25 protein-coding genes and 1 pseudogene are annotated in these 26,505 nt (G+C 38.8%); 18 read left to right on the top strand and 8 right to left on the bottom strand.

Going from position 1 to position 26,505, the window contains the following annotated elements:
- Nucleotides 1-17: 17 nt before the first annotated feature.
- Both IQ283_RS21330 and IQ283_RS21325 read left to right on the top strand, forming a co-directional pair.
- On the top strand, nt 18-1,313 hold the full coding sequence (locus tag IQ283_RS21330; RefSeq protein WP_194222049.1) for a Na+/H+ antiporter NhaC family protein: 1,296 nt from the start codon (nt 18-20) through the stop codon (nt 1,311-1,313).
- 165 nt (nt 1,314-1,478) lie between these two features.
- Nucleotides 1,479-2,814, top strand: a pseudogene (locus IQ283_RS21325) (IS3 family transposase).
- A 61-nt stretch (nt 2,815-2,875) separates the two neighbouring features.
- On the opposite strand, the gene IQ283_RS21320 reads toward IQ283_RS21325, so the two are convergent.
- A complete protein-coding gene (locus tag IQ283_RS21320; protein ID WP_194222048.1) occupies nt 2,876-3,553 on the bottom strand; it encodes a hypothetical protein in 678 nt (225 codons plus the stop codon).
- Nucleotides 3,554-3,848: 295 nt separating this feature from the next.
- Between IQ283_RS21320 and IQ283_RS21315 the strand changes: the two genes are divergently transcribed.
- The 3 genes from IQ283_RS21315 to IQ283_RS21305 are packed head-to-tail and all read left to right on the top strand — an operon-like array spanning nt 3,849 to nt 7,164.
- Nucleotides 3,849-5,468, top strand: a complete 1,620-nt coding sequence (locus IQ283_RS21315) for an SLC13 family permease (RefSeq protein WP_194222047.1) — start codon at nt 3,849-3,851, stop codon at nt 5,466-5,468.
- Nucleotides 5,469-5,500: 32 nt separating this feature from the next.
- Nucleotides 5,501-6,736, top strand: a complete 1,236-nt coding sequence (locus tag IQ283_RS21310; RefSeq protein WP_194222046.1) for an MFS transporter — start codon at nt 5,501-5,503, stop codon at nt 6,734-6,736.
- A complete protein-coding gene (locus IQ283_RS21305; RefSeq protein ID WP_194222045.1) occupies nt 6,733-7,164 on the top strand; it encodes a GNAT family N-acetyltransferase in 432 nt (143 codons plus the stop codon). Before IQ283_RS21310 ends, IQ283_RS21305 begins: the two co-directional genes overlap by 4 nt.
- A 47-nt stretch (nt 7,165-7,211) precedes the next feature.
- Here the strand turns inward: IQ283_RS21305 and IQ283_RS21300 are convergent, their stop codons facing one another.
- Together IQ283_RS21300 and IQ283_RS21295 are read right to left on the bottom strand one after the other, a co-directional pair.
- Nucleotides 7,212-7,673 carry a hypothetical protein gene (locus tag IQ283_RS21300; protein WP_194222335.1) on the bottom strand — a complete coding sequence of 154 codons (462 nt, stop codon included), beginning with the start codon at nt 7,671-7,673 and terminating at the stop codon, nt 7,212-7,214.
- Nucleotides 7,674-7,763: 90 nt separating this feature from the next.
- Nucleotides 7,764-8,303, bottom strand: a complete 540-nt coding sequence (locus IQ283_RS21295; RefSeq protein ID WP_194222044.1) for a topology modulation protein — start codon at nt 8,301-8,303, stop codon at nt 7,764-7,766.
- A 147-nt stretch (nt 8,304-8,450) separates the two neighbouring features.
- Here IQ283_RS21295 and IQ283_RS21290 point away from each other — a divergent pair, with 147 nt between their 5' ends.
- The 5 genes from IQ283_RS21290 to IQ283_RS21270 all read left to right on the top strand — a co-directional run bounded on the left by IQ283_RS21290 (nt 8,451) and on the right by IQ283_RS21270 (nt 12,307).
- Complete coding sequence (locus IQ283_RS21290; protein ID WP_206759498.1) at nt 8,451-8,588, top strand: hypothetical protein; 138 nt, start codon at nt 8,451-8,453, stop codon at nt 8,586-8,588.
- Nucleotides 8,589-8,624: 36 nt separating this feature from the next.
- On the top strand, nt 8,625-9,188 hold the full coding sequence (locus IQ283_RS21285) for a M15 family metallopeptidase (protein ID WP_194222042.1): 564 nt from the start codon (nt 8,625-8,627) through the stop codon (nt 9,186-9,188).
- A 17-nt stretch (nt 9,189-9,205) separates the two neighbouring features.
- On the top strand, nt 9,206-9,664 hold the full coding sequence (locus IQ283_RS21280; RefSeq protein ID WP_194222041.1) for an NUDIX hydrolase: 459 nt from the start codon (nt 9,206-9,208) through the stop codon (nt 9,662-9,664).
- 311 nt (nt 9,665-9,975) lie between these two features.
- Nucleotides 9,976-11,349, top strand: a complete 1,374-nt coding sequence (locus tag IQ283_RS21275) for a hypothetical protein (protein ID WP_194222040.1) — start codon at nt 9,976-9,978, stop codon at nt 11,347-11,349.
- Between the two features lie 28 nt (nt 11,350-11,377).
- On the top strand, nt 11,378-12,307 hold the full coding sequence (locus IQ283_RS21270) for an aminoglycoside phosphotransferase family protein (protein WP_194222039.1): 930 nt from the start codon (nt 11,378-11,380) through the stop codon (nt 12,305-12,307).
- Nucleotides 12,308-12,391: 84 nt separating this feature from the next.
- On the opposite strand, the gene IQ283_RS21265 is transcribed toward IQ283_RS21270, so the two are convergent.
- Complete coding sequence (locus IQ283_RS21265; protein WP_194222038.1) at nt 12,392-15,034, bottom strand: MMPL family transporter; 2,643 nt, start codon at nt 15,032-15,034, stop codon at nt 12,392-12,394.
- The gene (locus IQ283_RS21260; RefSeq protein WP_194222037.1) at nt 15,031-15,483 is read right to left on the bottom strand and encodes a MarR family winged helix-turn-helix transcriptional regulator; all 453 of its coding nucleotides are present in this window, start codon (nt 15,481-15,483) and stop codon (nt 15,031-15,033) included. Before IQ283_RS21260 ends, IQ283_RS21265 begins: the two co-directional genes overlap by 4 nt.
- A 382-nt stretch (nt 15,484-15,865) precedes the next feature.
- On the opposite strand from IQ283_RS21260, the gene IQ283_RS21255 reads away from it, so the two are divergent.
- Entirely contained in the window at nt 15,866-16,171 is a 306-nt protein-coding gene (locus IQ283_RS21255) for an AbrB/MazE/SpoVT family DNA-binding domain-containing protein (protein ID WP_194222036.1), read from the top strand.
- A gap of 219 nt (nt 16,172-16,390) precedes the next feature.
- On the opposite strand, the gene IQ283_RS21250 is transcribed toward IQ283_RS21255, so the two are convergent.
- A complete protein-coding gene (locus tag IQ283_RS21250) occupies nt 16,391-17,149 on the bottom strand; it encodes a TrmB family transcriptional regulator (protein WP_194222035.1) in 759 nt (252 codons plus the stop codon).
- 149 nt (nt 17,150-17,298) lie between these two features.
- Here IQ283_RS21250 and IQ283_RS21245 point away from each other — a divergent pair, with 149 nt between their 5' ends.
- The 3 genes from IQ283_RS21245 (at nt 17,299) to IQ283_RS21235 (ending at nt 20,257) form a co-directional block, all read left to right on the top strand.
- On the top strand, nt 17,299-18,474 hold the full coding sequence (locus tag IQ283_RS21245) for an MFS transporter (protein WP_194222034.1): 1,176 nt from the start codon (nt 17,299-17,301) through the stop codon (nt 18,472-18,474).
- Between the two features lie 61 nt (nt 18,475-18,535).
- Nucleotides 18,536-19,180, top strand: coding sequence for an SDR family oxidoreductase (locus IQ283_RS21240; protein WP_194222033.1), 645 nt, complete (start codon nt 18,536-18,538; stop codon nt 19,178-19,180).
- A gap of 147 nt (nt 19,181-19,327) precedes the next feature.
- On the top strand, nt 19,328-20,257 hold the full coding sequence (locus IQ283_RS21235; RefSeq protein ID WP_194222032.1) for a manganese-dependent inorganic pyrophosphatase: 930 nt from the start codon (nt 19,328-19,330) through the stop codon (nt 20,255-20,257).
- Between the two features lie 97 nt (nt 20,258-20,354).
- Here the strand turns inward: IQ283_RS21235 and IQ283_RS21230 are convergent, their stop codons facing one another.
- Entirely contained in the window at nt 20,355-20,909 is a 555-nt protein-coding gene (locus tag IQ283_RS21230) for a hypothetical protein (RefSeq protein WP_194222031.1), read from the bottom strand.
- 96 nt (nt 20,910-21,005) lie between these two features.
- On the opposite strand from IQ283_RS21230, the gene IQ283_RS21225 reads away from it, so the two are divergent.
- Nucleotides 21,006-21,893, top strand: coding sequence for a phosphatidate cytidylyltransferase (locus tag IQ283_RS21225; RefSeq protein ID WP_408962622.1), 888 nt, complete (start codon nt 21,006-21,008; stop codon nt 21,891-21,893).
- 109 nt (nt 21,894-22,002) lie between these two features.
- Here the strand turns inward: IQ283_RS21225 and fabL are convergent, their stop codons facing one another.
- Nucleotides 22,003-22,761, bottom strand: a complete 759-nt coding sequence (gene fabL / locus IQ283_RS21220; protein WP_242057407.1) for an enoyl-[acyl-carrier-protein] reductase FabL — start codon at nt 22,759-22,761, stop codon at nt 22,003-22,005.
- 532 nt (nt 22,762-23,293) lie between these two features.
- Between fabL and IQ283_RS21215 the strand changes: the two genes are divergently transcribed.
- The 3 genes from IQ283_RS21215 (at nt 23,294) to IQ283_RS21205 (ending at nt 26,400) form a co-directional block, all read left to right on the top strand.
- Nucleotides 23,294-23,866 carry an RNA polymerase sigma factor gene (locus IQ283_RS21215; protein ID WP_194222029.1) on the top strand — a complete coding sequence of 191 codons (573 nt, stop codon included), beginning with the start codon at nt 23,294-23,296 and terminating at the stop codon, nt 23,864-23,866.
- Nucleotides 23,850-24,611, top strand: coding sequence for an anti-sigma factor (locus tag IQ283_RS21210; protein WP_194222333.1), 762 nt, complete (start codon nt 23,850-23,852; stop codon nt 24,609-24,611). Before IQ283_RS21215 ends, IQ283_RS21210 begins: the two co-directional genes overlap by 17 nt.
- A gap of 259 nt (nt 24,612-24,870) precedes the next feature.
- A complete protein-coding gene (locus IQ283_RS21205) occupies nt 24,871-26,400 on the top strand; it encodes a glycine betaine uptake BCCT transporter (RefSeq protein ID WP_194222028.1) in 1,530 nt (509 codons plus the stop codon).
- Nucleotides 26,401-26,505 lie beyond the last annotated feature (105 nt).

The following is a 26,505-nucleotide window of genomic DNA, read 5'->3' as shown; positions in this document are numbered from 1 at the left end:
TGAAGGAGACATGAATAATGGAGAAAGAAATAAAGGGGAACGGCCTGGCTTTACTTCCCCTTGGAATATTTATTGTGCTTTTTATTGGTACAGCTATCATAACAAAGGACTTTTATAGTATGCCTGTTATTCTCGCTTCTCTAATTGCGGCGGGCGTAGCTCTTTCGATGAATCGAAAAGAAAGCTTTATGAAAAAAGTGGAAGTGTTTTGTCGTGGAGCAGGTAATACGAATATCATATTAATGATTTTGGTCTTTTTACTGGCTGGGGCGTTTGCCGGAACAGCTGAAAAAATTGGAGCAGTAGATTCGATTGTTAATTTAGGTATATCAATTCTACCGGCTAATCTTTTAATCGTAGGTTTGTTTGTCATTGGCTGTTTTATTTCTATTTCGATGGGTACATCGATGGGAACGATTGTAGCACTTGCTCCCATTGGAATTGGAATTGCAGAGCAAACCGGAGTTGCCCCAGCACTGGCTTTATCAGCGGTCATAGGTGGGGCAATGTTTGGTGACAATCTTTCTATGATTTCAGATACTACGATTGCGGCAGTACGCACACAAAATACGCAAATGAAAGATAAATTCAAAGTAAACTTTTTTATAGTCTTGCCAGCTGCTATCGTAACAGCCATTATTTATGGTGCTTTAACGATGGGAGAGCAAGCAACGGTTGGAGGAGATCACGCATTTGATTTCGTTACAATTATCCCTTATTTAGGTGTACTGATCGCAGCGATCGCTGGTGTTAATGTTCTTATTGTACTTGTAAGTGGTACCTTATTTGCTGGGATTGTAGGTTTATATAACGGAACATTTGGAATGAGTGGACTGATCTCCACGGTTACAGAGGGCATAAAAGGGATGGAAGACCTTGCCATGATTGCTCTCGTCATCGGAGGGATGATTGAAGTCATTAAGCATAACGGAGGAATACAATACGTATTGGACAAAATCCTGAGCAAAGTAACTTCTCGTAGAGGAGCAGAGTTTGGTATCGCCGGTCTCGCAAGCGTGCTTGATTTATCAACAGCTAACAACACCATTTCGATCATAATGGGGGGGCCACTTGCGAAAAACATTTCTGAAGAATATGGGGTAGACCCACGAAAGTCTGCTAGTATTCTTGATATTTTCTCAGGTAGTATACAGGGCATGCTCCCATATGGGGCACAGGTGCTTGCAGTAGCAGGTCTTGCGTCGATTTCGCCACTCGCTCTACTACCGTATTCAATTTATCCAATCCTCATTGCTATTGCAGGAATTATTGCGATTTTCATCAACTATCCCTCTATTTCGAAAAAGGGCTAAAGTGATAGTAAACAGAATCTTGAATTAAAATTTGATATGAGCATTTAAAAAGCAGGTAGCTCAATTTAGTATGTACCCTATAGAGTAGACACTTAAAAAAAGTCTGCCCTATAGGGTACTTTTATGTATAATGAGGACAAATTCTACGATGGGAAATGATTATTAATGAGTAAGAAAGTATTCTCAGAGGAAGATGTCAAAACACTTGCCTCTAATAAATTTGTGAAATCAGTTAGTGAAAAAGGAATCACATACAGTGATGAATTTAAGCGAATATTCATTACGGAGTATGAAAAAGGAAAACTACCGAGTCAGATTTTTAAAGAAAATGGATTTGATGTCGATACTCTCGGACACGATAGAGTACATTCTGCCGCGAGAAGGTGGAGACAGGGTTATAAAAACAAAGGGATTAATGGACTTACTGACACTCGTAAAGAAAGCTCCGGAAGATCCAAAGATAAGGAACTGTCTTTAGAGGAAAAATACAAACGTTTAGAAGCTCAAAATAACCTATTAAAAGCAGAGAATGATCTCCTAAAAAAGCTCGAAATGATGGAAAAGGGGATGGGAAAAAAGAGATAAAATTAGCTGCTTCTCTCAAGTTTGAATTAATCCGCCATATCATCCATGAGTATCAACTTAAAAATATGGTCCGATACTTATGTTCCGTAGTGGGTGTCTCACGATCTGGTTATTATCGTTATTTCACTGAAGGTGCTCGAAAGCGTCGAACAGAAAACGAGGCGCGAGACCAAGTTTTAAAAGACTGGATCCTAAAAGCCTATGCCTTTAAAAAGCGAAAAAAGGGGCACGTCAAATCAAGATGACGCTAGCTAACCAGTATCAAATAACCTATAACTTAAAACGCATACGCAGAATCATGAAAAAATACGGAATCGTATGTCCGATCAGAAGAGCGAATCCCTATCGTCGTATGGCGAAAGCAACGAAAGAGCACAGCGTTGTACCAAACAAACTTGAGCGAAACTTCAAACAAGGCATCCCAGGGAAAGTACTTCTAACTGACATTACCTATTTGTTTTATGGAAATAAGAAGAAAGCGTATCTATCTACCATAAAGGACGGCTCTACGAATGAGATCCTAGCTTATCATGTGTCTGACCGAATTACGCTCGATCTAGCGACAGATACGTTAGTAAAACTTAAAAACAACCGTAAAGCAAAACTAGATGCGAATGCCTTTATTCATTCTGATCAAGGCTTTCACTATACTCACCCTACCTACCAAAAACAGCTAAAGAAATACGGTTTAGATCAGTCTATGTCTAGAAGAGGAAACTGTTGGGATAATGCCCCACAGGAATCTTTCTTTGGTCACTTTAAAGACGAAGCCTCAATAAAACCTTGTCAAACACTAATCGAATTAAAACGTGAAGTTAAGAGTTATATGATGTATTACAACCTGGAAAGATGTCAGTGGAACTTAAAAAAGATGACCCCTGTTCAATACAGGAATCATCTTCTTAATGTTGCCTAGTCTTTTTTAAACTGTCCTTTACACAGGGTACATATTAATTTGAGCTACCTGCTTTTTTTTATTATCCTTCGATTTGTTTTTGAAGATGCACAATTCGTTGAGGAAGAATGTACAAGTATTCAATAAGTGAATCTAGTAAGTCGATAATTAAGTTGGCCGTTTCTTCGCTTGTAGCTTTCTCAAGACAAAGGAGGTTATTTAAATTACTACCTTTGCCTAGTAGGTGTCCTAGTTTTACAATTGGTTCTTCTAAATCAATCTGCTTAGCAAGTGTTTCTAGCTGTTTAGAAAGTGGCTGTCCTAGCTCATTTTCAGATAGAAAACTACCTGTAATGCTCTCAAGAACACGATTAGCCATTACAGCCGTTGCAGTCCAATCCTTCATGTTATGTACATTCACTGCTGAGCGATAAACACGCTCAAGGTCATCGGGTAATCTAGCTGTGCTAGTCAGTCTGCCGAGCGGCTCTCGTGTAAAAGAGGTTTGATGCACGAATAGCTCAACTTCTTCTCCGCGATCATTATGGGACGTTTTAATGAGTATAAAAAGTACAGCTTCTTTACAAATAGAGCAGCGAGAAAGCGTGGAGAATACAGCCTGATTAATTTGATAATCGAACTTCAGTTGAAATGAAGCATCGTTTCCGCATTCTGGACATTCTGTATTAGCTGATTTTGGAAGCTTTGTTTGTCCGTATTTCACAACCGAATTAATAGTAGTCTGTTGTATCTTTCTCATCATATACCCCCTGGATCGATTTTGAGCAACTTGTTGTGGATTGTGTATCTATTCTTACATTTAATCATTGAGTTTATTTATTTTGAATTATAAAAAAACATATCATCAACTTATAATTTTCGCCCCAAATGGAAATTTAAGGGGGTTTGATATGAATTACTTGTATGGAAATGGAAAAACGAATCAAAAGTCCTTTCTCGAAAAAGAGTAATAAAGTACCAAAATTGTGAATTTATTGACAGATGTGGCGAGCGAATTCTACACTATAGTTTAATGAACGATAGGAGGTATGACTATGGAACAACACCTTTGGAACCAATTATGGAAAGAACATGATCGAGCAAAAGATCTCTTAACATTCGCTTCTTCACACACGCCGGAAATCCCTTCAAAAAGTTCTCAAAAAAATCCAGGTTATGCATCTGGACCAGATCCTGCTTATGATAAAAGGAAACTGACGGGGTTGATCCTCGGACCGGTCCTTTTTCTTAGCATAATGTTGTTTTTTAATCCAAATGGTCTTTCAGAAGCAGGTTTGGCCATCTTAGCAAGTACGGCGTGGATTGCAACGTGGTGGATTACAGAAGCCATTCCGATACCGGCGACGTCTCTTTTACCATTAATTTTATTTCCACTAACGGGCGGACTAAAAGGTGATTTAACAGCATCAGCTTATGGCGATAACACCATTTTTCTATTTATGGGTGGTTTTTTGATCGCGCTTACAATGCAGAAGTGGCATTTACATAAACGAATTGCTCTTTTCATTATATCAGCAATAGGAACAAGTACAGAGAGAATTGTACTTGGCTTTATGATTGCAACAGGCTTTTTATCAATGTGGATCTCAAACACGGCAACGGCTATGATGATGGTGCCAATTGGGCTGGCCGTGATTTATCAAGTATCCGAGCAGCTTGATATGAAGCAAGAAGGGGTGCCGCAATTTAATTTTGGAAAAGCCATTATGCTTGGCATCGCATACAGTGCCTCAATTGGTGGTCTAGCAACATTGATTGGAACACCTCCTAATACCATCTTTGCAGCCGTGGTCAATGAGCTATATGGCATCGAGATTTCATTTGCCCGCTGGATGATGTTTGGCGTACCTCTAACTGTTCTTCTTTTATTCGGCTGCTGGTATTACCTTGTGAAAATGGCATTTCCGATGAATGTTAAAGAGCTGCCAGGCGGGAAAGAGGTGATTAATAAGGAGAAAGCGGATCTTGGGAAAATGTCTATGGAAGAAAAGGTCATTATGGTGGTTTTTTCTTTCACTGCGGTTGCCTGGATTAGCCGTTCCTTTGTTTTAAGTGAGCTTAATCCGAATATAAATGACACTGTCATCGCGATGACTGCAGCGCTATTACTTTTTCTTATACCTGCCCCTTCGAAAAAAGGTGCCTTTCTTTTAGATTGGGATACAGCAAAAGGATTACCATGGGGAATTCTTCTATTATTTGGAGCCGGACTCGCCATTGCTTCTGGCTTTCAGGAATCAGGACTTGCGAATTGGATTGGGGAGCAATTAACGGTTCTTGAAGGCATCCATCTGTTCGTCATTTTACTACTTGTCACATCGCTTGTTATTTTCTTAACGGAGATTACATCAAATACGGCGACGGCGACAATGATGTTTCCAATCATGGCGTCTCTATCATCCGCGATCGGAGTTCATCCTTATGCTCTAATGATTGGGGCAGGAATTGCGTCAAGCTGTGCTTTTATGCTTCCGGTTGCAACCCCTCCGAACGCCGTTGTATTCGGGTCAGGCTATTTAAAAATCCCAGATATGGCGAGAGCAGGTTTCTGGCTAAATCTAACATCTGTCGTCATTATTACACTGGCGATTTATTTTTATATGCCAGTGGTGTGGGGAATTGATCTCACTCAAATTCCCAATCAGTTAAAATAAAAGTAAGATAGAAAATTGAAGGTGATGATCAAGTGTCAGTTGTTCTAAATAACAATCAGCCATATACATCAAAAGATGCGGGTTTCTGGCGAGCGGCGGTTAGTCTTGGATGTGGAGCATTATTAGTCTTTTCGGCACTTTATGCTTTTCAACCATTGCTTCCAATATTTGCGAGTGAATTTCATTTAACGGCAACAACGTCAAGCTTACTTATGTCCATGCCCGTCATCACGATGATACCAGGACTTCTTATACTTGGCTTTGTTTCAGACCGCTATGGGCGAACAGTAGTGATGAAAATATCGCTCCTTTTTGTCCTTAGTTCATTACTAATAATGCCGTTTATGAATTCATTCCTTCTTCTGCTTATTATTCGGTGTATTGAGGGATTCTTTCTTGCAGGTATACCGGCATCGGCGATGGCTTATCTTGCAGATGAAGTAGCTCCAAGTAACGTAGGACTTGCTACGAGCATTTTTATTGCGAGCAATGCAATGGGGGGACTTAGTGGACGAGTCGCAACAGGATATTTGACTGACTTATATAGTTGGCAAGTAAGTTTTATCATCCTTGCAGGGTTTGCTATTATAGCGATCATTTGCTTTTATTGGCTCCTGCCGCCCTCTCGCTTTTTTAAGGGGGGGAATAGCAGTGTTATAAAGGATATGAAAGGAATGTTTGTACATTTAAGAGATCGTCGGCTCTTATCGCTATTTACGCTTGGCTTTCTCATTCAAGTGATCTTTACGGGCGTGTGGACATATTTGCCTTTCTTCCTTAAACAAGATCCATTTTCTCTTTCGTTAAAATGGATCTCCCTTGCTTATTTTGCGTATATTCTCGGAGTAGTTTCACCACCAATTGCAGGACGAATTTCATCTCGTATTGGCTTACGGCGCACGATGGTAACGGGCCTATTATTATTAACGTTAGGAGTTGCCATTACACTATATCAAGAACTGATTGTGGTAATGATTGGGCTTTGCGTTATTTGTGCAGGGTTTTTCATTTCTCATTCGATGGCATCAGCTTCTGTTGCAAAGACGGCAGAGCATCATAAGAGTGGGGCATCTAGTTTTTATTTGATTAGTTACTATGCCGGGGTAGCAGCAGGTAGTTCGGGCGTTGGTATCCTATGGGACGGTTTGGGATGGATAGGGGTAGTGAGCTTACTTATTTTAATTGTGCCGCTTTTATTATTATTTTCACAAAAACAGGTTTCAAAAAGATATCATTATGAAGACTTACGAGGAGAGAAAGCACGATGAACATTAGAAGGGCTAGAAAAGGTGATGAGGAATGGATTACTTATTTGCTTTCAGAAATGGGGTATGAGACCTCTGTCTGCGAAGTGACGGAGCGTCTAAAACCAATTTTGTCAGATCCTTTGTACGTCACGCTTGTTAGTGAAAAACAGGAGTCTTTGATTGGACTGCTTGGAATGCATTATGAACGATCTTATGTTGCTAATATTCTTGTTGCAAGAATTATTACAATGGTAACGGCAAAAGATTACCGGCAGCAGGGAGTTGGGAAGACTCTGCTTTTGGAAGCAGAAAATCTAGCTCGTGAAAAGGGTGCCTCAACCATCGTCTTAAATAGTGGGAATCGGGATGAAAGGAAGTCTGCCCACCTTTTTTATGAAGCGTGTGGGTTTACAGGGAAATCCACGGGGTTTTATAAATCGATAGATTGATAATAGGAAAAGCCTGCCACCTTTAAAAGGTGGCAGGCGCTTAAGGTTTACTTTCTAGTAAATCCTTCTTCATCAAGATATTGGATCGCTTCGTTACGAGAAGGGAATGTACCATCAAGGATATCTCCAGCATAAACATTCCATAGTTCGAGCTCAGGCTCATACATTAATTCCAGAGTTTGCTCTTCATCGTTTACCCAAACTTGGATCTCAATATCTGAACCAGGAAGAACAGAAAGCGATTGAATGGATTCGCCTATGATTTTACGAAGCTCGTTGCTTGAGAAATCACGGATATTAACCATTCCTCTTTCATCTAATGGATACCCTTCAATAAGGTCACCAAATACATAGCCGTTGCCATTAGGGTGAAGATGATAAACAACATTTTTCTTATCAATAACCGCTTCTTCATAGTGAAAATTCACACGTCCAAGAGAAACGTCTTTTCGTGTCAGTTCAGGAAAGGATGATTCAATAATTTCTAATTTTTCTTCAAAAGTTAGCATAATGCCTCCATGTGCTTCAATAGTCTTTCTATATTCATTTTGAACAGGAAACTTCCAATTCAAACATACTGCACCTTATCTTATCATGGCTTATGACAAAATTGTATGCTTTGAATGAAGTTCATGAAGAAACTTAGCGATATCTGCTTTGTTTTTTAAATGTATTATGGTTTTATCGGGGGAAGTTTGTTCTAACTGTTCGAATCTACTTCTCATTTTTTCTTTACGAGGATAATAGGTCGTCCAAATGAAAGTTAAAAAAGACCAATCCACTTTCTCTTTACACCCTTTGCCCATATCAGGACGAGTTTGACCGATATGAGTGACCCATCGTTTTAGCACCCTGTAAATGCAAAGCAATCTCGGAACATCTAAGTAAATAATCGTATCAGCTCGTGCAACCCGAATATCGTAAGAATTGCTATAATTCCCTTCCATTATCCATTTTTCAGTCATAGCAATCTTTTCCTGGGTATCACGGAATTCGTCAAGACTTGTTTCCACCCAATTGGGCTTCCAGAAAAGGGTATCAAGATGAAAAACTTTCAGATCTAGAATTTCACCGAGCCGACGGGCGAAAGTGGATTTACCCGCCCCGCCGGAAGAGCCCATTACCATAATTCGGTTCATATCCTCGCTCCTTCCATTATTATACACCACTAAAGTTTACCAAAAATTAACGTAAGCAAACAGGCCTAAAGAATGATGAAGAGCAGAAGAGGACATTTGTTTATCGAATGGATCGAAAACCCAAAAAAATGTGAAGAAGGCAAAAAGTTGAGCAGCTTCCAAACCATTATTTCTTTAGCAAAACAGCTTGTTAAAGAAAATCTTCCTTGTGACGCAGGTATTACAGACAAGTTGCTTCATGAAGCGAACGTCCGTATTAATCTATGTCAGATTGCTATGTTATGATCAAATGATTAGATTAGTAATGTGGGAGGTTTTGTTATGAAACGACGATCGAAAAACCTTATAACCTTCTTTTTTATAATAGGAGTCGGTATCTTTTGTATCTATATAAGTGATGATCTTGAAAGACAATTCATAAAGAAGGATGTGCCCTTACCAACTGATCTTCACCCAAAGGTTAATGAAGCAAAAAAGGCGTTGATGAATCGAGCTGCTGAAGCTGGAATAGAAATTGTGATAACCGCTGGGCATCGAACGAAAGAAGAACAGGATGCTCTTTATGAAAAGGGACGTTCTACTGGGGGCCAGGTGGTGACGAACGTAGCGGGCGGCGGTTCCTATCATAACTACGGACTAGCAATTGATTTTGCATTAAAGTTAGATGATGGTGACGTCGTTTGGGATATGGAGCGAGACGATAATGGTAACGGGAAGTCAGATTGGATGGAGGTTGTTGCTATGGCGAAAGACCTTGGTTTTGAATGGGGAGGCGATTGGAGTAGCTTCAAAGATTATCCTCATCTTCAAATGGATTTTGGTTTCACAATGCGAGAGTTAAAGAATGGTCATATGCCAGATGAGAGTGAATATGCGACAAACTAGCTTGGAGTGATGTGGTTATGAGAACAAGACAGGCTGTGGGGGCTATCGTAACGTATAAGCACCGTTTTTTGATCGTTCATAAAACAAAGATGAATACCAAAGCGGGACAAGAGTCTCAGGGTGAAACGTGGGATTTCGTTAAAGGTGGAGTAGAAGACGAGGATAGAGACGTTGAAGCTTCGATTAGAAGAGAATTGCTAGAGGAAACGGGATCAATAAAATACAAGCTGATGAAGAGGTTTGATGAATCGATCACATTTGAATTTCCAGCTGAGGTTCAAAATAAAATAGGCTATCAGAACCAGGTTACCACCATGTTTCACTATGAGTACGAGGGGGATGAACAGGATCTTAGCCCGCTTGATAAGGAAATTGATCAGCTACGTTTTGTTGGTGAAAAAGAGTTATTGCTCATGCTTAAGCACCCTGAAACACAGGAGTTCATTAAACAGGCTAATTTCGAACGAAAAAAATAATAGTAAGGATTTTAAAAAAAGAGGTTTAGGTATTTGGAGAAGGGGTAAATTCAAACTAACATAATTTTCCCCCTTTTGTACCGTCCGTTAAATCGGGCGGTACTTTTTTTGCTAAGAGTGCTTGAAAGAGAGTGAGTGTAAATCTCTCTCAAATGGAGATGTAAATGATGAGACATAAAACTCTTAGCGGTTGAAACCTTCTAAATTCTTGAAAATTCCAGCTGTTATCGATAGTATAAGAACAGCAACCAAACAACAGGGAAGTAGACGAACTTGTCCTTTTGCCGTTCGCTATTGGATAGGAGAATATCATGTGGAACCGTAATTTTACTCAGTATTTGTATGTATTTTATTTATTTGTTTTTCTATTGGATGTGATTTACCTTTTCTGGTCTAATTCTTCCCTTTATACCGTAATTGGCTTGTTTGCAATTGTAATGATTGTCATTAATTTTAAGGAAGCCGATCGTGTATTTAAAATACTTGGCATCATCCTTCTATCCGCGGGGGCAGTTTTCTACTTATCTAGCAATGAGTCTATCACAAAAATCCCCTCCTTTTTTGCGGGAAATATAGGATTGCTTTTTCTTATATCGATGCTTCCATGGATGAATACCGTTGTTAAAGCTGGGAGATATAATAAGCTACTACAAACGTTACTGGGTGGCAATGTGAAAGGGATGGGAGAATTATATGTGCGTGGAGAGGCGACTATGGTTTCTCTCGCTGCATTTTTAAATCTATCGTCCGCTACCATTTCTCAAGACCTATTAAAAAAACAGTTGAAGAATGCTAACACAAACGTTAGAAATAGCTTTATAGCAAGGTCTACTTTGAGAGGATATTCACTTGCTCTGCTATGGAGTCCGCTAGAAATATTGTTAGCTACATCGATTTTCATTACGAATGCCAATTATTTAGAAGTATTACCATGGATGTTACTTATTGCTTTTCTTGGTTTTGCGATCGATTCGAGTATTGGAAAAATCATCTTTCGAAACGAAGTCGTTGAAGAAACTGGGGCTTCTACGAATTTGAGAAGAGGGAGTCGGAAGAAGTTAATTCAATTTATTCTGGCGCTTGTACTGTTCTTAGTCGTTGTTGTATTTTTAACCAATGTTGTTCAGTTTAACTTTTTGTTTGCTGTAACGATCGCTCTGTTCCCGTTTGCTTACATTTGGGCGGTACTCCTGAAACGAAAAAGAAGCTTCCTTAAAATTGGCTGGCCAACTTGGAAAAGACAAACCAATCATTTACATAATTTTATTGTTTTACTACTAACACTCTCTTTTTTTACAGAAACGTTAAATGGTTCTACGTACTTACGGTATTTACAGGACCCTCTTGTGGCATTAGAAGGGCATCAAGTTTTTATCATGCTTTTCATTCAGGCAACTTTTCTTATCATGACACTATTAGGTGTCCATCCCATTGCAACAATGGGAATCTTTGGTGGGGTAAGTGAACTATTATTAAACACTTTTCCTTCTGTGACGTTAACGCTCCTGCTTGCAAGTAGCGCGATTGCTACCGTTCCTTCGGCTCCTTATGGGCTTATTGTTACACTCACTTCAGTTGGATTAAAAATGAATCCATATAAAATCGTCTTAAAAAACATCCCATATAGTTTGATGTGTGGCTTTATTGGCGTTTTGATCGCTTATCTCACTTTATTTCTTTACTAGAATCATTGTGAAGAATAGGAGGTGCAAGGTGAAGTTTCAAAAGCAGTTTGTGCAATCGGTTCGTCTTTATTTTAAGGAAGAAGGAGAAGCATGGCTACAGGAGTTACCTGGAATCATCCATTATTGTGAACAAAAATGGTCAATGAAAATGGAAAAACCTTACCGTCTCTCTATTAATTATGTTGCCCCTGCTAAGCTTAGGAACGGAAAAGAAATAGTGGTGAAAATTTGTATACCAGGAGCTGACTTTCTTAATGAGCTAGAATCACTACGTTTATTTAAACATCAGGGGATAGTGAATGTCCTTGACTATGAAATAGAAAAGGGAATTATCATTTTAGAGAAATTGTCACCTGGATATACGTTAGCTGAAATAGAGGATGACGAAACAGCCTGTTATTTAGCAGCGCAAGTTGTTAGAAGGCTATCCTTTCCTGCTCCAAGAAACACTCGAATTCAAACGACGAGAGCAAGGGAAGAAGAGCTTCGAGATACGGTCAATCGTAATGAGAAAGGATACGGTCCGCTTTCCCAACATTTGCTCGTAAATGCACTAAGCATTTTTGCTAAGCTGAATAAAACAATCGCTCAGTATAAGTTGCTTCATGGAGACTTTCATCATTATAATGTACTGGCTTCAGAACAGGGAGATTGGGTTGCGATTGATCCAAAGGGATTAATCGGTGAAGTAGAGTATGATGTGATCCAATTTCTTTTAAATCGTCTTCCTGATAAAGGGGTTTATGAAGTAACGAAAAAGCGGATAGAAATTTTAACAAATGAACTGAACCTGAATCTAGAGCGATTGTTTTTGTGGGGATATTGTCATGCCGTACTAGCGACAGTGTGGACAGTCGAAGGCATGAGTTATAATAGCTGTTTTTATAGGATGATTTATATTTTTGAGAGACTATATTTTGAATATTACGGAATTGGAATAGGGTGTTATGTAGATTAAGTAGTGATAAACAATGTTGCTTCTATTTAAAAAGGCTCAGAGCGATACGCTCTGAGCCTTTTCGATCGATGAAAATGTAAATGATTATTTTTTAGGTTTAAAAGGCCACCAAATTCCTTTACCGAATGAGACAACAACAGCAGGAATTAGAAGTGGTAGAACGATTAGACCGTAAAGAAGTAAGCCAGTAATGACAATGGTCGCAATTTGCATTAAGCTAAGAACGCCTGAAGGCATCATGGCCCCGAATGTACCGGCTAGGATAATAGCGGCCGTGATGACTACCGTACCCATTTTTGCCATAGAGCGATGCATTGCTTCCCTAATCCCAATGGAAGCTTCTTCGTTAAAACGGTCGAGTAGGAAGATGGAGTAGTCGACACCTAGTGCAATTAACATTACAAATCCAAAGAATGGAACTGCCCATGTGATGCCATCATAGCCTAGTAGATTAATAAAGATTAACTCCGATATCGCCATTGACGTAAAGTATGTGAGTAACAGCGAACCAATCATAACAAGTGGCATGATCATGGAGCGGAAAAGGATTGTTAGAATAATAAACAAACCGACAAGCATGATAATGACTGTTCTAGTAAAATCACTTGTTGAAATGTCAGATAGGTCACTGTTAATACTTGCTACGCCGTTATAAGCGACAGTTGCATCTTCAAGCGGCGTACCGTCAATCGTTCGTGATACTGTTTCTTTAATTTCTCTTACAGTATCAATAGCTTCCGTAGAATAAGGATCTTTCTTTAAAATAACTTCAAGTGTTACCGCTTTTTGTTCATCGAAGGCATAGCGATCGATGGCAGGCTCAAATTCTTCGTCTTCAAGGGTTCCATCTGGAATAAATACACCTGTATCCCGAAGAGCTTTCGAATTACCCATATCGGTCACGATGTCTGCAGCATCTTGTAAGCCGTTCTTTATTTCATCAAGACCATCAATGGATGAACCCACACCTTTAGATAGTTCAGTAATGCCACCGCTTAGCTCAGACGCCTGACCAGCCTGACCTTGTAGATCCGAAGAGGCGCCAGCGAGGCCCTGTTGGATTTGTCCGAGCTGTTGTTGCACCTGCCCAAGCTGTTCGGAAGCAGCAGCAACATTTTGCGATTGTTGAAGCCCTGCGGAAATAGAGCCAAGTTGATCGTTAATTTGCCCCAGTCCATTTACGGCTTCTTCAAGTCCACCAGCATTGCTGCTAGAAGGAATTTGGTTACTAATACTATCCAATCCATTTTGAACTTCGGTTAGGCCGTTTTGAACATCATCGATGCCATTCGTTGCTTCGTTGAGCCCATCCCCAACTTGTGCAAGTTGTGAATCAACATAAAGATCATCAATCACATCTCCTGCTGGTCTTGTAATGGACCTAACGGAATCAACGTTATCATTTTTCTCAATTTCTTTACTAATTGTTTCGATATAAGGAAGATAATCTTCTGTAACAATATCTTGATCCTGCTGAATGATCACTTTAACCGGAAGTGAATCACCTTGGCCGAACCCTTCCTCAATTGCATCTAGTCCTTTAACAGATTCATAGTCACTACCAATCTCGTTTACTGTATTAAACGACAGTTGATCGTCGTAAGTGAAAAGTAGTGGAACCATAATAACAGCGACAACGAGCATAGACCAAATGGGCTTGTTAATAGAGAAACGACCGAACGAAGTCCACAGTTTACTATCTTTGTGTGACGCTGATTTCTTTGAAGGCCAGAACAACTTATCTTTTAATAAGGCCATAAAGAATGGCACAAGCGTAAACAGGACGAGCATAAGAATCGCGATTCCTACAGCAACCCCAACAGCTGATTTAAATATCGGGAAGTCTGCAAAGCCAATCGCTGCGAAACCGATGAATACAGCTAATCCACTAATTAATAAGGTACGACCTGCTGTTTTGTAAGTATTCACAATCGCATCTTCTACAGAATGTCCCTCAGTTAATTCTTCTTTATACCTGCTTAAGAGGAGGATACAATAGTCTGTTCCAATCCCGAACAGGACGGCAACGAGGAAAATCTGAGTATAGTTGGATACAGGAAAGCCGATCCAATCAATCAAAAAGGCTACGATCGATTGACTTAGGAGATACGTAACCCCTACTGCAAGTAAAGGAATGAAAGGTGTTGTAATCGAACGAAAAACGGCCAAAAGTAGAACGAAAATCAACACAACAGTAATGATTTCAGTACGTTCAAGTCCTTTTTGAGCACTTTCATTCACATCGTGATTAATAATGGATTCACCTGTAAGGTAAGCGGTCGTATTGTCTGGAATTAGATCCTGACGAATATGATTGGCGAGTTCATTCACTTCATCGTCTGTTCCATCGACTGTAATGGGAAGAAGAATGGTTTGTTCGTCATCTGAAACAAGTTGATCAGACATCTCTTCACTTTCAAATGGATCGAGTACTTCTTTTATGAGTGAGCCTTCTCCAGCAATTTCTTCTGCAATTGAAGAAACTTTTTCTTTAGAGTCCTCATTTACTGGTTCATCGAAGGTGAAGACAAGTGAAATGGTTTCATCGCCCGCACCAGCTTCCTCAAGAATGTCTGCGGCTATTTTTGAATCTGCATTTTCAGGTAATTGAAAGGTTCCAGCATCTTCAGCCTGTTTCGTAAGGTTAGGGGATAAAACAAATAGTACGGCTGTTAGAGCAATAAGTGCAATGGCAATTGGCCATTTGAATTTTAAAATTTGTCTCATTTTGCATCTCCTTCTGCTTTTAAAATTGAACTTAACTTGCGGAAAATACGCAGGAATTCATCGATTTCCTCTTCATGAAAATCGTTTAAAACGATTTTCTCTACATGTTCATAGATCACTTTATCAAATAAGTCGACAACGTCATTTCCTTTTTCAGTAAGCGTAATCGATTTCCCTCTTAGGTCCTCTTCGGAATCAACTGTGACCACGAGTCCTTTCATCTCAAGTTTTTTGTAACGGTTTGATATAGCGCTTTTGTGAACGCCTTGTAAAGAAGCGAGCTTCCCAGGTGAAATACGACCTGATTTAGAAATAATTTGAAGCATCTGAAGCTGCTCTGAAGAATATTCTTCAAATAGTTGATGCTCAAAAGAACGAATAATTCGTTCTGTTCCATACATGATCACTTCTTCGAAAAGCTCAACGGCTTCACATAACTTCTTATTCATTTACCATTCCTCCACTAGTTTACCCTCTAAACATTATTAGTTTACCCTCTAAACTATGGTTTTTGCAACTATTTAATACGCATGAAGTGTGAAGCTCAGTGAAAGGGAGTATTTCATAATAACGTTTTAAGTTAACGATAAGGTGGAGAGGAAGAATAGGTCTCGTTTTAAATAACTTTCAATAAGAGCAGTAGGGTATGTTGATGAAATTTCTGTTTCTGTTCACGGAATTTCTTTTTCAATACACTAGAAATCTACCAAATGATAAAATAAAATGTAAATTTGCAGAATTTTGGCACAATATGTATTGCATAATACGATCGACGGTATTATGATTAAAGAAACCATCGATTGTTCGCTAAAACGAAAGGGAGGAATGAGAATGAAGAGTACTGGTGTGGTTAGAAAAATTGATGAACTAGGCCGAATTGTCATTCCAAAAGAACTCCGACGAACTTTAGATATTAACGTGAAAGATCCAATTGAAATCTTCACAAGTGAAAACAGGGTGGTCTTACAAAAGTATCAGGCAGATATGGCATGTATGGTTACTGGAGAGATATTAGACGAAAATCAAACATTTGGAAATGGAAACATTGTTCTTAGCCCAGAAGGAATGGCGCTTCTGAGAGAAGAATTGGAAATGAAGCTAGGAAAGAAAAATGAGGAAATACTTAAAGCGAAATAAGTGTTATCTGTAACACCCTTCCAAAGGAGAAGGGTGTTTTTTGTTAAAGGTAATTTAATGAAGGTTGTTGGTTATCCAATAGAATAGCTGGAAATTTTGAGTTTTTATCATATAAGCTAATATACCTTCTAACAATTGAGATTCTTTATAAAGATCAAAGAGGATAGCGTGGGAACTTTTCTACTAATGTAAGTTAAAATGATAAGAAGATAAGCGTGGCTAATAACGTAATTTCAATAATAGATCTCTTAAATGAGGATCTTCCATCATTGAAGACCCAAATTTTCTTGTAATTTCAGTTAATGCAATATCATGATAGAAGAACTCTGTGAAAAAGGTAACTAGTGGTCGTGATTTGGTGTGAATCGCCTGCCAGCTTGTATCTTCGATTCCGGCAAATAGAACGTCCTCATTATCTACAATAACAATACGACTCCGCTCTAACTTTTGGTGAGCGCTGTCGGGAATTAAAGTTGTTACGTTATTAAGGTTAGAATCTATCTCTCCAATTGAATGTAATTCAACGATAACGCCTTCAGCTTCTTTTTCCGCAAGTAAGGAGAGGTGCTGCTCGATATCATCGGCCCAGCCCGAAAAGATAATAGAGCTCGATGAATGTTGAAGTAACTCTGAGACAAGGGAATGAATCGACTGGTCTTCTTTAAGTGTCCAAACGCGATCATCTGCTTGCTTCTTACGAGTTTGAATTGATTTTAATTGTGTAATATTTTCGTTGAAATCACTTTTAAGCTTGGTGATCGCTGAATCAATTGGAAGAGCGGTATATAGTCTTTTTTTCTCAGTGGTTGATTCTAACACCATCCCTTTCTCAATCATACGACGGAGAACGTCATAAACCTTGGAACGAGGAACACCAGAACGTTTTACAATAGCTGTGGCATCCAGTGCTTCATCTATTGTGATCAGTGCTTCATAGACTTGACTTTCATATTGAGTAAATCCAAACTGTTGCAGCATGTATCGATTCTCCTTGCTTCATCTAATCTTTCTTATTATGATATCACACCAACTTACCAGTCAAAAGCGTCCTTCATTTACCTATTGCCTTCTATTCTAAAAAAAGTTACTCTTTTAGTGGTAACTTAATAAGAGAGGTGCAAGAGGTAATGAATAAACGTGTTTACTTACTTACGATTGTTTCATTTGTAGTAGGAATGGTGGAATTAATTATAGGAGGAATTCTTGATCTTGTAGCAGAAGATCTTCAAATAAGTTTGGGGAAGACAGGTTTATTAATTAGTGTTTTCTCTATCGTATTTGCATTAATGGGTCCTGTTCTACTTTCTGTAACTGCAAAGATAGAACGGAAAAAATTGATGCTATTCTCACTCGTTATTTTTTTAATAGGGAATCTAATTGCAGTCATTAGTACAACGTTTAGTCTGTTAATGACAGCGAGAATCATCTCGGCGGCAAGTGGTTCTCTTCTTGTTGTGCTATGTGTCACTATTGCTTCAAATATAGTAAAACAGGAATATCGCGCAAGAGCTATAGGGGTTGTATTTATGGGGATTAGCGCTTCTCTAGTTTTGGGAGTGCCAATTGGATTAATGCTTGGAAATGCTTTTGGATGGAAAGCGCCTTTTGTTTTAATCCTAGTTCTCACACTGTTATCAATGGTGGGAGTTACCTTGTTTATGGAAAAGATTCAGCCTAAACCCGCGGTTCCACTTCGAAAACAGCTACAAACCCTGAAAGATAGACGTGTATTTTCAGCACAGTTAACATCCTTAATGTTTTTAACAGGTCACCTAACTCTTTATGGATATCTAACGCCGTTTCTCAAAACAACGCTTGGATTATCGGGAAGTTGGGTAAGTATTGTTTATCTGATCTTTGGAGTGGCTGCAGTTGCCGGGGGCGGACTAGGTGGAATGGCTTCAGATCGATTTGGAACAAGACCAACAATACTTATATCGATTCTGGTTTTTGCTGTTGCGATGTTTATTATTCCCTTTTCAACTTTCTCCTTTCCAGTCTTTCTTATCATAATGGTAATTTGGAGTATGCTGAGCTGGGGGATTACACCTGCACAACAAAGCTATTTAATTGAACTTGCGCCAGAATCATCTGATATTCAACAAAGCCTGAATAATTCTGCTCTTCACCTCGGAATTGCACTGGGCTCCTCGGTTGGAGCTTTTGTCATTGAAAACAGCTCAGTTGAAATGAATGCCACTGTTGGAAGTGTCTTTATTTTACTTTCACTTGCTGCCGCGGTATTTTCTATGAAGAGAGGTAGCGGGAATACGTCAACGCAATTGAACAATCAAGCAGGTTAGTTGAGATTAAGAATTGATTTTGAAATAATATGGATAGACAATCCAAAAGGAGAGTTTACTCATGAATGTATTGGTTATTGGTGCAAACGGCCAGGTAGGTCAAAAAGTTGTTAATCTTCTTGATAATAACAAAGACCATTCCTTAAAGGCGATGGTCCGAAAGAAAGAACAGGCGGATGAATTAGCCAACCGCGGAATTGAATCAGTAGTAGCGAGTCTTGAAGACTCAGTCGATACTATTTCTGAGGCTATGAAAGGGAGCGACGCCGTTATTTTTGCTGCTGGTTCTGGTGGAAGTACTGGATCAGATAAAACATTATTAGTAGATCTAGATGGAGCAGTAAAAACGATCGAAGCAGCTGAAAAACTTGGCATTAAGCGTTATGTGATGTTGAGTGCACTTCAAGCACACAACAGAGAAAATTGGAGTGAGGCATTATTGCCATACTACGCTGCAAAACATTACGCTGATAGAGCGTTAGAAGCAAGTTCATTGGACTATACTATTGTGCGCCCAGGTGGTCTTTTGAACGAAGAAGGAACTGGTGAGGTGTCAATCGCTGAGAATCTAGGACGTGGATCGATTCCACGTGATGATGTAGCTGAGGTTATCGTTTCTACACTAATGAAGCAAAATACGATTCGCCGATCTTTCGATTTGATTTCTGGGGATAGCGGGATTACTCAGTCAATAGAATCTCTATAATAATAAGGTGACCGATTCTTTATGCGAAAGAATTGGTTTCCTTACTTTTCTTATTTAAAGAATACAAAATGCTGTTGAGTTTACGGTAAGAGATCTTTACAATATGTATTGAGTACATAAATCTTTTCATCTAAAAGGAGTCTAACTATGGAAAAAGTATTGATTTTCGGACATAAAAATCCTGATACGGATACGATCACTTCTGCTCTCGTTTATGCCGATTTAAAAAGGAAGCTTGGCATGAATGTAGAGGCAGTCCGCCTTGGTGCAGTCAATGGAGAAACACAATACGCGTTAGATCAATTTAATGTGGAAGCTCCACGAATGGTTCAAACAGTTTCGAATGAAACAAATGAGGTTATTCTTGTTGACCACAACGAACGTCAACAGAGTGCAGAGGATATTGAAAATGTTCGGATTCTAGAAGTGATTGACCATCACCGCATTGCGAACTTCGAAACAGCTGACCCTGTTTATTACAGAGCAGAACCAGTTGGTTGTACAGCAACGATTCTAAATAAGTTATACAAAGAGAAGAATGTTCAGGTTGATAAAAACATAGCTGGTCTTATGCTTTCTGCGATTATTTCTGACTCTCTTCTTTTCAAATCACCAACATGTACGGAGGAAGATATAGCTGCGGCTAGCGAACTTGCTGAAATAGCTGGAGTAAATGCCGAAACATATGGTCTTGAAATGCTTAAGGCTGGGGCGGATATGAGCAGTAAAACGCCTGCTGAACTGATCTCTCTTGATGCGAAAGAATTTGGTATGGGAGCTTCTAAAGTGGAAGTAGCTCAAGTTAACGTTGTTGATACTCTCGATGTTCTTGCTCGTCAGGATGTAGTTGAAGAGGAAATGAGAAAAACGATCGAAGCTAAAGATCTTGATCTTTTCTTACTTGTTGTAACGGACATTCTTACAAATAACTCAACGGCTTTAGCACTAGGTAAACAGGCAAATAAAGTCGAGAAGGCTTTTGATGTCACATTAATTGAAAACCTTGCTGTACTTGAAGGCGTTGTTTCTCGTAAGAAACAAATCGTTCCTGTTCTAACAGAAACGTTTACAGCTTAATGATAGTTCCAAACGTGGACAGATTCTAAGGGGATCTGTCCACGTTTTATTAATTTATTGTGAAAAAACACCATAAAAGTCATACTAAATATACACGTCAGAATTTATGAAGCTGCTTTCTAATAGGTTCATAATCAAAAAGTTTCCCTTCGTAAGTTAGTAACAGCCTTTCGCATTTGCGAAAATCATCTGGAGTGACAAGTGCTGGAAGCTTGTTCCAAAGTTGAATGCCGGAACGATAAAGAACTTCAGCAACAAATTGAGAACAAAAATAAGAATTACTAAACTCAATAGGTTCATTTATTGAAACCCCCAGAACGCCGAGAATATTGTACAAAAATCGCTGTTTGTTTCGAATGAATATCTTTAGCAAGCGCTTCATTTTGTGCACATCACGTTCTGTTACGTTGAGTTCATAGATCACGCATGTCGTCTTGGGGTATCGACGGTATGTGCCAGTTAGGACATCCTCTTTCACAAATCCACCATTTAGAGGATTACCAGGCTTTTTTCTTCCAAAGCTATACATATCATTTAATTCTTCATCGAAGGCTAGTGATGCATGATTGTAAGGAGCTTTAGTATATTTTTTAATCGATTTTGTAAAGAGCGTACCGGTATCAGAAAGTAAAATATATATTTTATGACTCATCATGGCATCCTTATAAATTTGACGTTTACTCTCATTATACATAAATAGATTGATAAGGAGGTACCCCTTCTGGAAAGTACAAAATGGACATTGTCAATTATTTTATTAGGTCTTTTATTTGCACAGGCTGCTTTCCTTGTTGCGAAAAAAAAGCAGCCAAACAAGGACTTTACGGGACTATCGTTAAAAGTAAAAACGTGGTGGGGCATGTTTGGCGTTTTTTGTCTTGCTACACTATTTAATCCAATCGTTTCCTTGTTTTCTTTAATGATACTAAGCTTTTTCGCATTAAAAGAATATTTCTCAATGATGAAAACTCGGAAAGCTGATAGGAGAATTTTTCTATGGTCCTATGTCGCTATCCCACTCCAATTCTATTGGATCCTAATCGATTGGTATGGAATGTTCATTGTGTTTATACCAGTTTATGTTTTCTTATTGCTACCGCTTCCACGTATTATAGGAAAAGGGACGCTAGGTTTTCTAAGATCAGTTAGTTCGACTCAATGGGGTTTAATGCTAATGGTTTTTGGTCTAAGCCACCTTGCCTATTTCCAAATAGCTAGCCCAATTTATGGAGCCAATTTAGTATTATTTCTTGTATTACTAACTCAGGCAAATGATGCAGTTCATTACATCATTTCTCTTTATGTAGGCAAGCGTAAAGTCGTTTCATCCTCCAATCCTTATCTTACCTTAGAAGGATTTTTATGCGCAATTATCGTTACAACAGCACTAGCCTATACGTTATTTCCTTATTTAACGCCTTTTGGTGCGTTGTTTGGAGTTTTATCAGGAGTACTAATCAGCGTCGCTGGCTTTCTTGGTAGTCTAACAATCTCCGTTCTGAAGAGGGATCTCTTACTTGGTGACGATCGAAGAATGAAAGCTTTGGAGGGAAATTACTTAAGTAGAGTGGACAGTCTTGCATACACATCACCTGTTTATTTCCATGTGATTCGGTACTTTTTTGATTTTATGTAAGTAAAAGAGCATGTTTCATACAGCTAGGAAAGATATTTTAGCTTGTTGTTATCGAGGATGCGACAAAATAAAGCACGACAGCAGAAAATACCGCGGTCGTGCTTTACGTTTATTCACCTAGCAAAGATAATCCACCATCGACAATAATCGTTTGCCCGCGAATCATACTTGCTGCTGGAGTTGTTAAGAAATAAGCGGTATCTGCCATATCTGTAGGCTCTACTAGGCGTCCTGCTGGATTTCTTTCCTTAGCAGATTCTAATAATTCTTCTCTGTTTGGAAAATGTTTAAGAGCGTCCGTATCCACAGCGCCACCAGAAACAGCGTTAACGACAATTCCTTTTGGTGATAATTCAACAGCGAGATAGCGAGTAATCGCTTCTACGGATGCTTTAGATACGCCAACAGCAACATAATTTGGAAGTGCCCTGATTGATCCAAGACTTGATAGGGCTACAATCGCTCCTCCACCATTTTTCTCCATGATTTTAGCGGCTTCTTGTGCAGCAAATAGATATGCTTTAGCATTGATGTTCTGTGTCCAATCCCAATGACTTTCTTCTATTTCCATTAGAGGTCTTAAAACACCTGAAGCGGCATTGTTAACAAATACATCAAGTCGACCAAATGTTTCTTCTGTTTCATGAAATAAAGAAGTGATTTGCTTCACTTCACCAACATTTGCTTTAACGATATGTACAGTAATGCCATATTCGCTTTCTAATTCTTGTTTTGTTTGTTCCGCATCTTTCTTCTTTCTCATAAAGTTGAGAACAAGGTTGTAGCCTTCGGAAGCAAATTTTCGTGCTATTGCTTTACCGATACCTCTTGTTCCGCCTGTGATTAGCGCTACTTTATTACTCATCATAAGTCACCTCTTCAATATTTACTCCAACCTATCATACAGGAACAAGAAGCATGTGAAAAGTTTCGTGAAATCAAACTGAGGAGAATTGGTAGGAAAAGCTTTTAAGATAGAGGGTGTATTCATTGGGAAAGTATACAATTATGATATACTTTCATCTAGAAACAAATTATGCTGAATAGTTGAGTAGAGCATGGAGATGAAAGTGAATATATTAAAATCAGTTTTGGTCAAAACTGCCAGTAAACTGTTTATTTAGGGAGCTGATTTGAAGAAAACTTTTTTAGGGAAATACTGGATGTAATGAGTATACTTGGTTTAGGGATCCAATACTTGAGAGAAGTGTTGGAGACAGAAATTATGTATAATTGCAGCTTTTCTTTCAGAGGAGGCATTATAAACTAAAAGCGCTTTCGTGGATTGGTAAGATGATTTTTTATGAAAAACACATCCAAAGTAGACTGAGTAACGTTAGCTATACATAAGCTTCCTGCCTCTTCAGGCTAGCGTCAGTTGCGATGAAAAGGAGAATGATATGAGAGAACTTAACGATGCCGAGCTGTATGTTAAGGTGCAGGCAAAGGATAAAGAAGCTCTCTCATCTCTTTACGATCGATATGAAAAGTTGTTATATTCTTTCTCATATCGAATTGTAAAAGATGGAGGACTTGCAGAAGAAGTTATGCAAGAAGTGTTCATAAAGCTATGGAAAGGGAAGGCCGAGTATAGTGCTGACAAAGGGAAATTCTCTTCTTGGCTCCTTACAATGACGCGACATACAGCAATTGATTTGCTCCGCAAACAATCAAAAGAGCCAGATTTTGAACTAGATGAACGAGACTCTCTTCATAGTGATGAATCTTCAGTGGAAGATCAGGTTGAATGGAAAGAGCGAGGACAGATACTTCGTACAGCTGTATCAAAACTTAAAGATGAGCAACAGAAAATAATTGAAATGTTCTATTTTAAAGGAATGACGCACAAAAAGATCTCTGAAGAGTTCGACCTCCCTCTGGGTACTGTTAAAGGCCGAATTCGGCTAGCGCTCAAACATTTAAATACCAGTCTCAGAGAGAAAGGAGGGGTCTCAGATGAAAGCAAATTGTGAGCAACTACTTGACTATTTTAATGAAACCTTATCAGAAGAAGAAAAAGAACGGTTCGAAACTCACCTTTTATCTTGTGAAGAGTGCAGAGAGGAGTTAAAGGAGCTGGAAGAATTGACAGGTGACCTTCCTTATCTCTCTATACCAGAAGAACCACCCGCTGGAATGAAAGATCGTGTTTTGACAAGTGTGTTTGAGAGCGATGCTGAAGAAGTAGGTAACAATGAAGTCGAAAACCTGGAAGAGAAACAGAGTAATGCAGTAATAGATCTGCAGACAGAAAGAAAATCAAGACAGAGGAAGTGGGTAGCGCCCGCATTAGCAGCAGCACTTTTTCTCTCCCTTGGTGGAAATTTGTATACGTATATAAACGAATCTGATGGCGGGATAGATAATTCAGAACAAATTTCATCTCTTATCAAAGCTGTACAACTACAGCCAACTGAAGCAGAAGCTTCAGCAGGATCTGCAGCGCTTATGAACGAAGATGGAAAAATGAATTTAGTTGTACAAGTGAACGATGTGTCAGGAGTTGAAGGTGATCAAGTGTATCAAGTTTGGTTACTTGAAGGTGAAAAACCATACCGCGCAGGCTCATTTGTTCCGAATCAGGAAGGAAAAGGTGAGGTAGCTTATCAGGTAGATTATGAAGGTGAGCACGACTGGGATGCTGTCGCAATTACCCTTGAACCGGACAATACAAGTGAAACGCCTAAAGGGAAAATTATACTAAGTTCAGGTTTATAGATCACAGAAAACAGAGACGTAAAATTCGTCTCTGTTTTTTTATGAAAATAGAGAAAGGAAAAGCTGAATAATAGAACATGACACTAAAATAAATCAATGTGAATATGACGGGGTTTTTAGTAAAGCAGTATGGGGTATATTATACTAAATTCTTATAAAAATTTGATAATAAGTTCGGTTTTGCTTATGATTAGTAACGATGTGGTTATTATTTTGAAATATTTTTGAGATCCACATAATAAATGTAGGAGTGGAGAGAATGAACAAAGTTACTAACGTTTTCTGGATAGGAATCGCTATTGCGATTGTCTTCGTTGGTTGGGGCGTGCTGATGCCAGATAACCTTAATCAGGTTATGACGGTTTCCCAAAATTTCTTCTTAGAACAGTTTGGTTGGTTTTATCAGCTTGCCGCAACTTTCTTTTTAATATTTGCAATTTATTTGATTTTTAGTCGATTTGGGCATATCAAATTAGGAAAGGATACAGATAAGCCTGAATATAGCAGGCTCACTTGGTTTGCTATGCTCTTTAGCGCCGGGATGGGAATAGGGCTATTGTTCTTTGGTGTATCAGAACCAATGTCCCACTTTTCTACCCCGCCATATGGTGAAGGAGGAACGGTTGAAGCCGCGCACCTTTCACTTCGATATACATATTTACATTGGGGATTCCATGCATGGGCTATATACGCAACCATCGCTTTAGCGCTAGCTTATTATAAATTTAGAAAAGGGGCGCCGGGATTAATGAGCGCAACGCTTTATCCACTATTAGGAGATAAAGTGAAAGGCCCTATCGGGATTACAGTAGATATTATTGCAGTATTTGCGACAATATTTGGTGTTGCCGCTTCTCTAGGACTTGGGGCTCAACAAATTAACGGTGGTTTAAGTTATTTAACAAACATACCTAATAATTTCACAATTCAATTGATTATTATTGCGATTATCACTGTTCTTTTTACTGTTTCAGCAGGAACAGGAATAAAGAGGGGGATAAGGTATTTAAGTAATGCTAATATGGCGCTTGCTGTATTATTGCTTATCATGTTTGTCATTCTCGGACCAACAAAATTTGTGTTAGATTTATTTGTCACTACTTTCGGAGAATACGTTCAAAATATATTTGCTATGGGCATGAGACTTGCTCCAATGAATGCAGAAAGTGAAACGTGGATTCAAGATTGGACAATCTTTTATTGGGCATGGTGGATTGCCTGGTCTCCTTTTGTTGGGACATTTATTGCAAGGGTCTCGAAAGGAAGAACGATTAGAGAGTTTATGATAGCCGTAACAGTTGTGCCAACAGTCGTTTGTGCATTTTGGTTTGGCGTATTTGGAGGATCTGGTATTTTCTTTGATTTTACTCAAGGAACAGATATAGCAGGTCAAAGTCTTGAGACGGGGTTATTTTTCTTATATGAACAACTTCCACTCGGTGGTATTTTAACTATCGTTACACTATTATTAATCTCTACATTCTTTATTACATCTGCCGATTCAGCTACATTCGTGCTTGGAATGCAAACAACAAATGGAAGTTTGAATCCCCCGAACTATGTGAAATTCACCTGGGGATTTTTGTTATCAGCATCAGCGATCGTTCTAATGATTACGGGTGGACTTGAAAGTATGCAGACGGCTATAATCGTTAGTGCTTTCCCGCTTACAATCATTCTGTTATTTACGTGCTGGGGAATGATTAAATCATTTAATGAAGAAGTACCAAGAAAGCAACGTAGTACAGATAAGAAAGCCAAGTCCAAAAAAGATCTAAAAACGGTTTAAAATAAAACCTTTGGAGAAAATTCTCCAAAGGTTTTTTAAATAGAGCTAGATACCGAGGAAAAGAAGATAAGCAATATGAGCGGTCTAACATTAACTTCCGATCAA

It is taken from the genome of Pseudalkalibacillus hwajinpoensis (assembly GCF_015234585.1).
GTDB lineage: Bacteria > Bacillota > Bacilli > Bacillales > Guptibacillaceae > Guptibacillus > Guptibacillus hwajinpoensis_B.
The sequence above is the reverse complement of the archived record's forward strand: the minus strand, read 5'-3'. Positions and strand labels throughout refer to the sequence as shown.

Bases quoted from the DNA above. Each gene is read 5' to 3' on its own strand.
- IQ283_RS21330 (WP_194222049.1), top strand. From the start codon at position 18: ATGGAGAAAGAAATAAAGGGGAACGGCCTGGCTTTACTTCCCCTTGGA.
- IQ283_RS21320 (WP_194222048.1), bottom strand. From the start codon at position 3,553: ATGAGAAAGATACAACAGACTACTATTAATTCGGTTGTGAAATACGGA.
- IQ283_RS21315 (WP_194222047.1), top strand. From the start codon at position 3,849: ATGGAACAACACCTTTGGAACCAATTATGGAAAGAACATGATCGAGCA.
- IQ283_RS21305 (WP_194222045.1), top strand. From the start codon at position 6,733: ATGAACATTAGAAGGGCTAGAAAAGGTGATGAGGAATGGATTACTTAT.
- IQ283_RS21300 (WP_194222335.1), bottom strand. From the start codon at position 7,673: ATGCTAACTTTTGAAGAAAAATTAGAAATTATTGAATCATCCTTTCCT.
- IQ283_RS21295 (WP_194222044.1), bottom strand. From the start codon at position 8,303: ATGAACCGAATTATGGTAATGGGCTCTTCCGGCGGGGCGGGTAAATCC.
- IQ283_RS21285 (WP_194222042.1), top strand. From the start codon at position 8,625: ATGAAACGACGATCGAAAAACCTTATAACCTTCTTTTTTATAATAGGA.
- IQ283_RS21280 (WP_194222041.1), top strand. From the start codon at position 9,206: ATGAGAACAAGACAGGCTGTGGGGGCTATCGTAACGTATAAGCACCGT.
- IQ283_RS21275 (WP_194222040.1), top strand. From the start codon at position 9,976: ATGTGGAACCGTAATTTTACTCAGTATTTGTATGTATTTTATTTATTT.
- IQ283_RS21265 (WP_194222038.1), bottom strand. From the start codon at position 15,034: ATGAGACAAATTTTAAAATTCAAATGGCCAATTGCCATTGCACTTATT.
- IQ283_RS21260 (WP_194222037.1), bottom strand. From the start codon at position 15,483: ATGAATAAGAAGTTATGTGAAGCCGTTGAGCTTTTCGAAGAAGTGATC.
- IQ283_RS21255 (WP_194222036.1), top strand. From the start codon at position 15,866: ATGAAGAGTACTGGTGTGGTTAGAAAAATTGATGAACTAGGCCGAATT.
- IQ283_RS21250 (WP_194222035.1), bottom strand. From the start codon at position 17,149: ATGCTGCAACAGTTTGGATTTACTCAATATGAAAGTCAAGTCTATGAA.
- IQ283_RS21245 (WP_194222034.1), top strand. From the start codon at position 17,299: ATGAATAAACGTGTTTACTTACTTACGATTGTTTCATTTGTAGTAGGA.
- IQ283_RS21240 (WP_194222033.1), top strand. From the start codon at position 18,536: ATGAATGTATTGGTTATTGGTGCAAACGGCCAGGTAGGTCAAAAAGTT.
- IQ283_RS21235 (WP_194222032.1), top strand. From the start codon at position 19,328: ATGGAAAAAGTATTGATTTTCGGACATAAAAATCCTGATACGGATACG.
- IQ283_RS21230 (WP_194222031.1), bottom strand. From the start codon at position 20,909: ATGAGTCATAAAATATATATTTTACTTTCTGATACCGGTACGCTCTTT.
- fabL (WP_242057407.1), bottom strand. From the start codon at position 22,761: ATGATGAGTAATAAAGTAGCGCTAATCACAGGCGGAACAAGAGGTATC.
- IQ283_RS21215 (WP_194222029.1), top strand. From the start codon at position 23,294: ATGAGAGAACTTAACGATGCCGAGCTGTATGTTAAGGTGCAGGCAAAG.
- IQ283_RS21210 (WP_194222333.1), top strand. From the start codon at position 23,850: ATGAAAGCAAATTGTGAGCAACTACTTGACTATTTTAATGAAACCTTA.
- IQ283_RS21205 (WP_194222028.1), top strand. From the start codon at position 24,871: ATGAACAAAGTTACTAACGTTTTCTGGATAGGAATCGCTATTGCGATT.